The sequence below is a fragment of the Pseudomonas sp. genome, from assembly GCF_049301935.1.
GTDB lineage: Bacteria > Pseudomonadota > Gammaproteobacteria > Pseudomonadales > Pseudomonadaceae > Aquipseudomonas.
This window is the reverse complement of record NZ_JBAQLP010000037.1, coordinates 1-11,404: the sequence shown is the minus strand read 5'-3', so window position 1 is coordinate 11,404 and position 11,404 is coordinate 1. Positions and strand designations below refer to the sequence as shown.

Sequence of the window (11,404 nt, the reverse complement as noted above, 5' to 3'; positions counted from 1 at the left end):
GATCGAATGGGCGGCCCGAATGTAGCGGGCTCGCTGGGGCTTATGCAGCGCCTGTGCCAGTTTCCCCGCAGTGCCCTGCGGCCCGCATTGCAGCGGGCGGCAGGCGCTGATTGAGGCAACCGCAGCCACGCGATAAAGACCCAAAAAGAGGCGAGCGAAGCATCGCGCGCCCCATTATGAGTCGCTTCACGCTAGGCCTTTACCCCCCATACACACCCCGCCAGGCCTTGCCCGGCGGGCATTCAAGGCGCCCTGGCAAACCCTGGCGCGTGCCTTGCTATAGCTCTGCGTAAGTAATCAAAGCCGATTGCTCATCCACGACAAAGACGCCGTGCCGCTCCCGTTTCGACGGAGGGTTGCATGGCGTTTTGCGTTTCAGGTGCAGGAGAGGGGTGTGGCGAACAAAACCGTTCGGAGTGTCTGTCCATATTGCGGCGTCGGCTGCGGCATCGTCATGCAGGTGGAAAACGGCAAGATCGCCAAGGTCAGCGGCGATGCGCAGCATCCGAGCAACTTCGGCCGCCTGTGCACCAAGGGCAGCACCTGCGCCCAGCCGCTGAGCGAGTCCGGCCGCATGCAGCACGCCTACCTGCGCAGCGAACGCAGCCGCGACCCCGGGCAAATCGCCATGGAGGCGGCCATCAGCGCCGCCGCCGGCCGCCTGCGCGCGATTCTCGACGAACACGGCCCGGACGCTATCGCCCTGTATGTCTCCGGGCAGATGTCGCTGGAGGCGCAGTACCTGGCCAACAAGCTGGTCAAGGGCTACCTGGGCAGCAACCAGATCGAATCCAACTCGCGCCTGTGCATGGCCAGCGCCGGCAGCGGCTACAAGCTGTCGCTGGGCGCCGACGGCCCGCCCGGCTCGTACCAGGATTTCGAACGGGCCGAGGTGTTCTTCGTCATCGGCGCGAATATGGCCGACTGTCACCCGATTCTGTTTTTACGCATGATGGCGCGGGTCAAGGCCGGCGCCAAGCTGATCGTCGTCGACCCCCGGCGCAATGCCACGGCGGACAAGGCCGACCTGTTTCTGCAGATCAAACCGGGGAGCGACCTGCTGTTGCTCAACGGCCTGCTGCACCTGCTGCATAAGAACGGGCATACCGATCCGGGCTTTATTGCCGAGTTCACCGAAGGCTGGGAGGTCATGCCAGACTTCCTCGCCACCTACACCCCCGACTACGTCGCCGCCCACACCGGACTCAGCGAAGCGGATATCCGCCAGGCCGCACGCTGGATCGGCGAGGCCGGCGAGTGGATGAGCTGCTGGACCATGGGCCTCAACCAGAGTACCCACGGCACCTGGAGCACCAACGCACTGTGCAACCTGCACCTGGCCACCGGCAAGATCTGCCGCCCCGGCAGCGGGCCGTTCTCCCTCACCGGCCAGCCCAACGCCATGGGCGGCCGCGAGATGGGCTATATGGGCCCCGGCCTGCCGGGCCAGCGCAGCGTGCTGGTGGACGACGACCGCGCCTTTGTCGAGCAAGTCTGGGGCGTGCCCGCCGGCACCCTGCATACCCGCCTGGGCGGCGGCAGCGTAGCGTTGTTCGAGGACCTGGCAGCCGGCAAGGTCAAGGCCTGCTGGATCATCTGCACCAATCCGGTGGCGAGCATGGCTAACCGTGCCACGGTGATCGAAGGGCTCAAGGCCGCCGAACTGGTGATCGTTCAGGATGCCTTCCTCGACACCGAAACCAACCGCTACGCCGACATCCTCCTGCCCGGCGCGCTGTGGGCCGAAGCCGAGGGGGTGATGGTCAACTCCGAGCGCAACCTGACCCTAATGGCGCAAGCCGTGGAACCGCCTGGTGAGGCCATGGCCGACTGGCGCATCATCGCCGAGGTGGCCTGCGCCATGGGCTTTGCCGACGGCTTCAGCTACAGCTCGGCCGAGCAGGTGTTCGAGGAAATCAAAGGCTTCCACAACCGCAAAACCGGCTATGACCTGCGCGGCGCCAGCTACCCGCGCCTGCGCCAGGCGCCGCTGCAATGGCCCTGCGCCAACGAGACGGGCGACGGCCGCGCGCCGATCCGCTATCAGAATGACGGCCTCAGCCAGACGCTGCACAGCCACGCAGACGGCAGCACGCCGCGCCTAGCCTTTGCCACGCCCAGCGGCAAGGCGCAGTTCTTCCCGCGCCCGCACCTGGACCCGGCGGAAATGCCCGATGCCGACTTCCCCTTTGTGCTCAACACCGGGCGCCTGCAGCACCAGTGGCACACCCTGACCAAGACCGGCAAGGTCGCCACGCTGAACAAACTCAACCCCGGGCCCTTTATCGAAGTGCACCCGCAAGACGCCGCCGCCCTCGGCGTGCGTGACCGCGACCAGCTGGAAGTTCGTTCGCGGCGTGGGCATGCCGTGCTGCCGGTGCAGATCAGCGACCGCGTGCTGCCCGGCGGCTGCTTTGCCCCCTTCCACTGGAACGATGTGTACGGCGACAACCTGGCGATCAACGCGGTGACCAGCGACGCCGTCGACCCGATTTCGCAGCAGCCGGAACTCAAGTTCTGCGCCGTCAGCCTGCGGCGTATCGAGTTGATTGCCCATCAACGCCTCGATACACCCGCCACTGCAGCGGTCGACAGCCCGCGTTTATGCACCCTGCCCGAGGAACTCGCGATGTCGAGCATCGAAACCTTTGCGGCCCTGGTCGGCGTCACGAGCAGCGCGCCGCCGCCCCTCAGCGACAGCGAGCGCACCTATATGGCCGGCTATATCAGCGGCCTGCGCAGCAACCCCGGCGGCGGCGTACCCAGCCTGCCAAGCCAGGCCCCCCTGGCCGAGCCGACCCGCCTGTGGCTCGACGGCATGCTCGCCGGCATATTCAGTCGAGCCACACCAGCAACCTTGACCGCAAACCCTGCAGTAACCCTACTGTGGGCCTCGCAGACCGGCAATGCCGAGGCGCTGGCCGAACGCCTGGCCGCAAATCTGAGCGAGGCCGGGGTAAACGTAGCCCTGAGCTGCATGGCCGATTACTCGCCCGAGCAACTGGCCAGCGCCGGCTCGGTGTTGCTGCTGAGCAGCACCTTCGGCGACGGCGATGCGCCGGACAACGGCCAGGCCTTCTGGAACGCCCTGCAGACCAGCGAGATGCGCCTGGAAAATCTGCGTTATGCAGTACTGGCGCTTGGCGACCCGAATTACGAACAGTTCTGCCAGCACGGCAAAAACCTCGACCGCCGCCTGGCCGAACTTGGCGCCACGCCACTGCGGCCCTGCCTGGATTGCGACAGCGACTTCGACGACGCCGCCGCAAACTGGCTCAGCGAGCTGCTGCCGTTATTGCGCCCGGGCACAACGCCGGCTCCCGCACCCAGCGCCGCCGCAACTGAGCCCGTCAGCACACAGCTTGTGAGCAAGGCCCAGCCGCTGCCTGCGCGGCTGGCGCTGAACCTGCGCCTGAACACCGCAGGCGCGAGCAAGGACACCCGGCAGTTTGCCTTCGCCCTGGGCGACTCCGGCCTGACCTACGAAGCCGGCGATGCCCTCGGCGTGTGGCCGCGCAACTGCCCACAGCTGGTCGAGGAAGTGCTCGAACTGGCGCACCTGGACGGCGAGCAGCTGGTCAACCTGGCCAAAGTCGGCGACTTGTCGCTGCGCGAGGCGCTGGCCAGCCATTTCGAAATCGCCCGACCGAGCAACGAGGCCCTCGCCCTGGTCGCCGAACGCAGCGCCAGCAGCGAGCTGCGCAGCCTGCTTGGCGAGCGCAAGGCCGAGCTAAAGGACTGGCTATGGGGCCGCCAACTGGCCGACGTGCTGCAGGCCTATCCGGCCGAACACTCGGCCGGTGAGCTGCTGGGCAGCCTCAAGCGCCTGCAACCGCGCCTGTATTCCATCTCCTCAAGCCCCAAGGCGCATGCCGGCGAAGTGCACCTGACCGTGTCCGCCGTGCGCTACGGCAAGCGCAAGGGCGTGGCCTCGACCTTTCTCGCCGACCGTGCGGATAACGTCGAGGTGCCGCTGTTTGTGCAGAGCAACAAATACTTCCGCGTGCCACAAAATGGCGACGTACCGATGATCATGATCGGCCCCGGCACCGGCGTGGCGCCGTTTCGCGGCTTCCTCCATGAACGCCGCGCGCGGGGTGATAGCGGCAAGAACTGGCTGTTCTTCGGCGAGCAGCATGCGGCCAGCGACTTCTACTACCGCGACGAGCTGACCGCGATGCAGCACGACGGCCTGCTGACTCACCTCAGCCTGGCCTTCTCCCGCGATCAGGCGCAGAAGATCTACGTACAGGACCGTATTCGCGAACAGGGCGCCGAGCTTTGGCGCTGGCTGGAAGAGGGGGCGCAGCTGTATGTCTGCGGCGATGCCAGCCGCATGGCCAAGGATGTCGAACAGGCGCTACGGGATGTAGTGCGCGAGCACGGCGGTTTGAGCGAAGAAAAAGCCGCCGAACATATCCGCCGTCTGGCCGAACAGAAACGCTATCTGCGTGATGTGTATTGAGTAGGGTGGATCACGCTTCATCGATCCACCATTGCGGTGGACGTGAAAAGCGACGTCCACCCTACGGACACGGACTACAACTTTCCAGACTTGCGCCAGACACTGGCCAACCAGGGCTGCTGCTCGCGCGGCAAGCCCGCCGGGCGGTAGTAATGCTGCAACTCGCGAAAACCGGCGGCGCTGAGCAGCACGCGCCAGTTGGCCAGGTCGTGATAGGCGCCGTAGCGCTGGCCATTCCAGCCTTCCTGATTGTCACCACGGGGGTTGGAGCTAAACAGCACGCCGCCGGGTTTAAGGCTGGCATGCAGCTGCTTCAGCACCCGTGGCAGTTCCTGGCGGGGGATATGGAACAGCGAGGCATTGGCAAACACCCCATCGAAGCGCTCAGGCGGTAGATCGAGGGCGAGAAAGTCCTGCTGCCAGGCCTCGCAGCCACTCTCGGCGCGGGCCATTTCGACAAAGCGCGGGCAACCATCCAAACCGACGGCGCTGTGGCCCATGGCGCTAAAGGTGCGCAGATCGCGGCCCGGGCCGCAGCCGAAATCGAGAATCTGGTAGGGCGCAGCGGCCTGGATATGCGCGAGCAGGGCGGCGATATTCTGGCTGACATCATGATCGCGGGTGCCGTCGCGAAAGTCTTCGGCGCAGTCCTGATAATGGCGCAGGGTCAGCGCGCTGATCTGCGCCAGCTCCTGCGCACTCAACGGCACGCGTCTCAGCCCTCTACCAGCAGGCGGCGCAGCTCGGCCAGTACCGGCGCACTGTCCGGACGCACACCACGCCACAGGGCGAAGGCTTCGGCGGCCTGCTCGACCAGCATGCCCAAACCATCCAGGGTTCGCGCCGCACCCTGCTCGCTGGCCCAGCGGTTAAAGGCGGTCTGCTGCTTGCCGTACATCATGTCGTAGCACAGGGTATGCCCGGCCTGGATCAGGCTGGGGGCAATCGGCGGCAGCTCACCGGCCAGGCTGGCCGAGGTGCCGTTGATGATCAGGTCCACCGGCGCGTCGATCCAGTCATAACCACTGGCCACCACCGGGCCCAGGTCGGCGAACTCGCGGGCCAGTTGCTCGGCCTTTTCCACCGTGCGGTTGGCAATCACCAGCGCCGCCGGCTGCTCGGCCAACAACGGCTCCAGCACGCCACGCACCGCACCGCCCGCGCCGAGCAGGAGGATGCGTTGGCCTTTGAGCGTCACGCCGGCATTCACCGTCAGATCACGCACCAGGCCGGCGCCGTCGGTGTTGTCACCGAACAGGCTGCCGTCGGCCAGCTTCTTCAGGGTATTCACCGCACCGGCGCGTTGAGCGCGGGCGCTGAGCTGATCGGCAAGAGCAAACGCCTGCTCCTTGAACGGCACCGTGACATTGGCCCCCAACCCTTCGGCAAAGAATGCGCGGGCGAAGCCGGGGAAGTCGTCCAGCGGCGCGAGCAGGGCGTCATAGCTCAGCTGCTCACCGGTCTGCTGGGCAAACAGGCGGTGAATCAGCGGCGACTTGCTGTGGCCGATGGGGTTGCCGAATACGCCGTAGCGGTCCATAAAAATCCTTTCCTGTTGCAAAACACATTCGTAGGTTGGATTAGCGGCGCATGCCCATTACAGCGCGACGACAATACCAGCCGCCGCGTAACCCAACAGGACGTCAGCAGGCACAACGCAATGATGGCTTACGCCGCGCACAAAACGCAGTCTGAAGCGCGTTTGTGTGGGCGGCTAAGCCATCCTACGGCCTAGCTCAGCCAATCACGGTCGGTGAGGAAATACTCGGTCAGTCGCGCCTCAGTGCTGCCCGGCTCGGGCTTCCAGTCGTAGCCCCAGCGCACCTGCGGCGGCAACGACATGAGGATCGATTCGGTGCGCCCGCCGGACTGCAGGCCGAACAGCGTGCCGCGGTCGAACACCAGGTTGAACTCGACATAACGGCCGCGGCGGAAGGCCTGAAACTCGCGCTCGCGCTCGCCGTAGGGAGTCAGCTTGCGCCGCTGCACGATGGGCAGATAGGCCGCCAGGTAGGCATCGCCAATGGCACGCATAAAGGCGAAGCTGGTGTCGAAATCCCACTGGTTGAGGTCATCGAAGAACAGCCCACCAATGCCGCGCGGCTCGCCACGGTGCTTGAGGTGGAAGTAGCGATCACACCACTCCTTGAACTTCGGATAGACCTCGGCACCGAAGGGCGCGCAAGCATCATGGGCGACCTGGTGCCAATGCCGGCAGTCTTCTTCATTGCCGTAGTAGGGCGTCAGGTCGAAGCCGCCGCCGAACCACCAGACCGGCTCCTCACCGTCTTTCTCGGCACTGAAGAAACGCACGTTGGCGTGGGAGGTCGGTACATAGGGGTTTTCCGGGTGGATCACCAGCGACACGCCAAGAGCCTCGAAGCCACGCCCGGCCAGTTCCGGACGGTGGGCGCTGGCCGAGGGCGGCAGGCTGTCGCCGAACACATGGGAGAAATTCACCCCGCCCTTTTCGATCAGCGCGCCGTTCTCCAACACCCGCGTGCGGCCGCCACCGCCGGCGGGGCGCTGCCAGGCATCCTCGAAGAATTCGGCGCCGCCATCTTCGGCTTGCAGGGCTGTGCAGATACGCTCTTGCAGATCCAGCAGGTAGGCCTTGACGGCCTCAGTACGGTCACTCACGGCGGCACCTTGAAAACGGGTAAGGCCAGGCGGCATGTGGCCGCAGGGAAAAATGGGCGGCCAGCATAACATTATGGCCTGCCATCCATGGCGGCCACCCTGCGGGCCGTCGCTACGCGACGTTAAAAATCTTTCCTGACGATTTCTTATGGCCTGCCATCCATGGCGGCCACCCCACGGCCGCAGTTGACGGCGGTCAATGCAGACGATTGGATAACGGCACTTTTCTGCCCGTGCGGGCATCATCCAGGCATTCAATTGCGGAAGACTCTGAAAATGGCCATGCGTATCCAGTTCAACCGCCACGGCGGCCCGGACGTGCTCGACTACACCGACTACAGCCCTGCCGCCCCGGGTCCTCATGAAGTGCGGGTGCACAACCAGGCAATCGGCCTGAACTTTATCGACACTTATTTTCGCAGCGGCCTGTATGTGCCGCCGGCGTTGCCATCCAGCCTGGGTACTGAAGGTGCGGGTATCGTTGAGGCGGTGGGTGCGGCGGTCAGCGGCTTTCGGGTGGGCGACCGCGTGGCCTATGCCACTGGCCCGCTGGGCGCTTACAGCGAACTGCATATGTTGCCGGCCGAAAAGCTGGTCAAGCTGCCGGATGCAATCAGCTTCGAGCAGGCCGCCGCAGTAATGCTCAAGGGCCTGACGGTGCAGTACCTGTTGCGCCAGACCTATGCGCTGCAGGGCGGCGAAACCATTCTGTTTCATGCCGCCGCCGGCGGAGTCGGCTCCTTCGCCTGCCAGTGGGCCAGGGCACTGGGGGTCAAGCTGATCGGCACGGTCAGCTCGGCCGAGAAAGCCGCGCGCGCCCAAGAACAGGGCGCCTGGGCGACCATCGACTACAGCCATGAAAACGTCGCGCAGCGCGTGCTGGAACTGACTGATGGCCAGAAGTGCCCGGTGGTCTACGACGGTGTCGGCAAGGACACCTGGGAAACTTCGCTGGACTGCGTGGCCCCACGCGGCCTGTTGGTCAGCTTCGGCAATGCCTCCGGCGCGGTGAGCGGGGTCAACCTGGGCATCCTCGCGCAGAAGGGCTCGCTGTTCGTCACCCGTCCGACCCTGGCGGGCTACGCCGATACGCCTTCCCGACTGCAGGCGATGGCGGACGAGCTGTTCGCCATGATCGCCAGTGGCCAGCTGCAGGTGGAGATCAGCAACCGCTATGCACTCAAGGACGCCGCGCTGGCGCAGACCGCCTTGAGCGCCCGGCAGACCACCGGCTCGACCATTTTGTTGCCGTAAAACCCTACGACGGGCGAATCACGTCGCCCGTGACCAGATCACGGATCAGGCTGGGGTTCTTGCGTCCGCCCAAGGCGCCGCCCAGCACAGCATCCAGCTGACCGGGAAAATACTGCTCGACACGCAAGCGTGAACGCGCGGATGGACGGCCTGCCGGATTGGCCGAGGTCGACACCAGCGGCCCGGTCAGGCGACACAGCGCCCGCACCTGCGGATGATCGCTGACGCGCAGGGCCACGCTGCTGTGCTGGCCGCTGATCCACTCGGGCAGCCGGTTTTGATGCGGCACCAGCCAGGTGTTGGGGCCTGGCCAACTGCCGGCCAGGCGCGCCAGCCAGATTTCCGGCAGGTCTTCGAGGAGAAAGTCGAACTGTTGGATATCGGCGGCTACCAGAATCAGGCCCTTGTGCACGGGCCGATCCTTGAGTGCCAGTAAACGCTCCACCGCCTCGTCATGCCAGGGATCACAGCCCAGCCCCCATACCGCTTCGGTCGGATAGGCAATCACCCCACCATGGCGCACCACCCGTGCGGCCTGCTGTATCTGCCAGTTGCTGACCATTCACTGCTCTCCGCTAAACACTTGACGCGCAGTGTATCCAAGCCAAGACCCTGTTCAAGGTGCACGGCCCACCCAGCGGCCATTTTCGCAGGCAATGTGGCCTTCCAGCTCCAGCTCGGTCAACGCCGCCAACACTTCGGCCAACGGCAAGCCACTGGCGACCACCAGTGCCTCGCTGCTATGCGGCGCGACATGCAACAGGGCCAGCAATGGGTGGCTGGACGCCTCTGGCTTAGGCGTTACGCTTGCCGGTGGCTGCGCCTGCCAGCCGCGCAAGGCCTGCAGAATATCTTCGATACTTTCCACCAGGGTGGCGCCTTCGCGGATCAACTGATGGCAGCCACGGGCGCCGGGATGGTGGATCGAGCCGGGGATCGCATACACCTCACGGCCCTGTTCGGCGGCCAGGCGCGCGGTGATCAGCGAACCGCTGGAGGGGCTGGCTTCCACCACCAGCACGCCCACGGATAGGCCACTGATGATTCGGTTACGCCGCGGAAAATTGCTCGCCTGGGGCGGACAATCCAACGGCAACTCGGAGACCAGCGCGCCACCACGGGCGACGATATCCGCTGCAAGTTGCTTGTGCCGCGGCGGATACAGGCACCGCAAACCGGTGCCAAGCACCGCCACCGTCTTGCCGCCGGCATCCAGTGCGCCCTGATGGGCCGCGCCATCGATACCCAGGGCCAGGCCGCTGGTAATCACAAAGCCACCACCGGCCAGGCTGCGAGCAAAACGCTGCGCGGTATCCAGCCCTGGCCGCGAGGCACGCCGACTGCCGACCATGGCCAGCTGCGGCTGCTCCAGCAACGTTGGATCACCGTCAATAAACAGCAGCGGCGGCGCATCCGCCAGCTCGGCCAGCAAACCCGGATACATCGTCTCATCCCACATCAGCAGGTGGTGGGTATCGGCGTCCAACCAGGCCAAGCTCTGCGCCGCACGCTCACGCACCTCGGCGCTGCGCCGCGCGTCACTGCACACCTGCGGCAAACCCAGGGAGCGCCAGGCGCTGGCCGGCGCGCTAAGCGCGGCAGACGCACTGTCGAAGGCACTGAGGAGTTTACGAAAACGCCGAGGGCCCAGCTCCGGCAAGCAGTGCAGACGCAGACGGGCTTCGCGTTCAGCTGGAGAGACAGCGGGGGAAATAGCAGAAGGTTGCGACATCCGGATCATCCTTGATCGGTCGCGCCACAGGGGCGGCAGGGTGGCGCCAGGGATGGCACGCCATAAAAAGCCCCGCATTTGCGGGGCTTTTCGGTGCTACGGGTTACGCACTTTGTCCATCAATTCAAGCGAGCGAGACGCTCCTAGCACCAGGCCATAGCTGAGCTTGTCGTAGGTGCGGAACACCATCAGCAGGCCCGAACGCTCGTCCGGAATCTTTACCGACTCGCCGGTAACACGATCACGTACGGTTTCACCGGTCTTGTAGATCGCCAACACGTTACCTTCGCTCAGGCCGTCACGGGCGCCCTTGTTGATGGTTACCACGTCGAATTGACCAATCTGGGTCACGCCACGCGGTACATCAAGGATCACCCCGTTGATCTCGCCAGCCGGCTCACTCGGCATAAAGGTCGAGTTGATCGAACGCTCTTCGGTGGGGAACAAACGATCCCCCAAACGCACTTCCTGAGTGGAGCGGGTCAGGGCCATGGTGCCAACATCGCCTTCTTCGGCAACGATCTCACCCGAGCCGATATCGTCGGCGTTGATCCCGAGAAACTCCTGGGTGTCCGGGTCGGTGTAGGTTTTGCCCTGACGGAAGATGCCATAAGCCGGCGCCGACTCATCGAAGCTGCCACGGGCATACACACGATCACCAGCGCCGCTGACCACGCGCTCGGCGTTGCCGGCCACGATATAGGGCGCGCCCTGGAACTGCTCGGGGGTATCCACGATGCGGTTGGAGAGCAGGAAGCTGTTGATCGCCTCCAGCGGAATCGCCGGAATGGCTTCGGCCATCGGCGTGCTGCGTACCTGCGGCGACAGCTTGATGGTGCCGCGCGACTCGCCACGGTTAAGCATCAGACGTGGCTGGCCATCGATATACACCAGGCTGAGCAGGTCGCCCGGATAGATCAGATGAGGGTTTTCCACCTGTGGGTTGGCGTGCCAGATTTCTGGCCACTTCCACGGCTGGCTGAGAAATTTGCCGGAGATATCCCACAGGGTATCGCCCTTGACCACGGTATAACGGTCTGGGTGACCGTCTTTGAGTTGCACTTCGGCCTGGGCCAAGCCACTTGCCGCAAGCAGCAGCAGGGCGAGTAGTGATTTCCTCATGCGGTGAATCCCTTTATTATGTGTCTTCACGTGGAGCGCCCTAGCGCCGCGACAAAACCCAGTCGTGCTGCGGCGTGAAGCCGTTTTTCAATGCTGCTCATCATCTTAGCAGCGGATTTTGACTTTATTCCACAAGTGCATCACAAACGCATATGGCGATCCTGAATATCCTCGAATTTCCCGATCCGCGC

General features: G+C 64.6%; 8 protein-coding genes. 2 read left to right on the top strand and 6 right to left on the bottom strand.

Annotation, left to right across the window (positions count from 1 at the left end; translation table 11 throughout):
* Positions 1 to 394 precede the first annotated feature (394 nt).
* On the top strand, positions 395 to 4,465 hold the full coding sequence (locus tag WA145_RS05145; RefSeq protein ID WP_422580532.1) for a molybdopterin-dependent oxidoreductase: 4,071 nt from the start codon (positions 395 to 397) through the stop codon (positions 4,463 to 4,465).
* A 74-nt stretch (positions 4,466 to 4,539) separates the two neighbouring features.
* Here the strand turns inward: WA145_RS05145 and WA145_RS05140 are convergent, their stop codons facing one another.
* The 3 genes from WA145_RS05140 to hemF form a co-directional block, all read right to left on the bottom strand.
* The gene (locus WA145_RS05140; protein ID WP_422580531.1) at positions 4,540 to 5,175 is read right to left on the bottom strand and encodes a class I SAM-dependent methyltransferase; all 636 of its coding nucleotides are present in this window, start codon (positions 5,173 to 5,175) and stop codon (positions 4,540 to 4,542) included.
* Positions 5,176 to 5,180: 5 nt separating this feature from the next.
* A complete protein-coding gene (gene aroE / locus WA145_RS05135) occupies positions 5,181 to 6,005 on the bottom strand; it encodes a shikimate dehydrogenase (protein ID WP_422580530.1) in 825 nt (274 codons plus the stop codon).
* 191 nt (positions 6,006 to 6,196) lie between these two features.
* Positions 6,197 to 7,105 carry an oxygen-dependent coproporphyrinogen oxidase gene (gene hemF, locus WA145_RS05130; RefSeq protein ID WP_422580529.1) on the bottom strand — a complete coding sequence of 303 codons (909 nt, stop codon included), beginning with the start codon at positions 7,103 to 7,105 and terminating at the stop codon, positions 6,197 to 6,199.
* A gap of 276 nt (positions 7,106 to 7,381) precedes the next feature.
* On the opposite strand from hemF, the gene WA145_RS05125 reads away from it, so the two are divergent.
* On the top strand, positions 7,382 to 8,359 hold the full coding sequence (locus tag WA145_RS05125; RefSeq protein ID WP_422580528.1) for an NADPH:quinone reductase: 978 nt from the start codon (positions 7,382 to 7,384) through the stop codon (positions 8,357 to 8,359).
* Between the two features lie 4 nt (positions 8,360 to 8,363).
* Here the strand turns inward: WA145_RS05125 and WA145_RS05120 are convergent, their stop codons facing one another.
* From WA145_RS05120 to WA145_RS05110, 3 genes are all read right to left on the bottom strand, one after another.
* A complete protein-coding gene (locus WA145_RS05120; protein ID WP_422580527.1) occupies positions 8,364 to 8,921 on the bottom strand; it encodes an L-threonylcarbamoyladenylate synthase in 558 nt (185 codons plus the stop codon).
* A 54-nt stretch (positions 8,922 to 8,975) separates the two neighbouring features.
* A complete protein-coding gene (gene dprA / locus WA145_RS05115; protein WP_422580526.1) occupies positions 8,976 to 10,091 on the bottom strand; it encodes a DNA-processing protein DprA in 1,116 nt (371 codons plus the stop codon).
* A 96-nt stretch (positions 10,092 to 10,187) separates the two neighbouring features.
* Complete coding sequence (locus WA145_RS05110; RefSeq protein WP_422580525.1) at positions 10,188 to 11,213, bottom strand: LysM peptidoglycan-binding domain-containing protein; 1,026 nt, start codon at positions 11,211 to 11,213, stop codon at positions 10,188 to 10,190.
* Between the last annotated feature and the right edge of the window lie 191 nt (positions 11,214 to 11,404).

Bases quoted from the DNA above. Each gene is read 5' to 3' on its own strand.
- aroE (WP_422580530.1), bottom strand. From the start codon at position 6,005: ATGGACCGCTACGGCGTATTCGGCAACCCCATCGGCCACAGCAAGTCG.
- WA145_RS05110 (WP_422580525.1), bottom strand. From the start codon at position 11,213: ATGAGGAAATCACTACTCGCCCTGCTGCTGCTTGCGGCAAGTGGCTTG.
- WA145_RS05120 (WP_422580527.1), bottom strand. From the start codon at position 8,921: ATGGTCAGCAACTGGCAGATACAGCAGGCCGCACGGGTGGTGCGCCAT.
- dprA (WP_422580526.1), bottom strand. From the start codon at position 10,091: ATGTCGCAACCTTCTGCTATTTCCCCCGCTGTCTCTCCAGCTGAACGC.
- WA145_RS05125 (WP_422580528.1), top strand. From the start codon at position 7,382: ATGGCCATGCGTATCCAGTTCAACCGCCACGGCGGCCCGGACGTGCTC.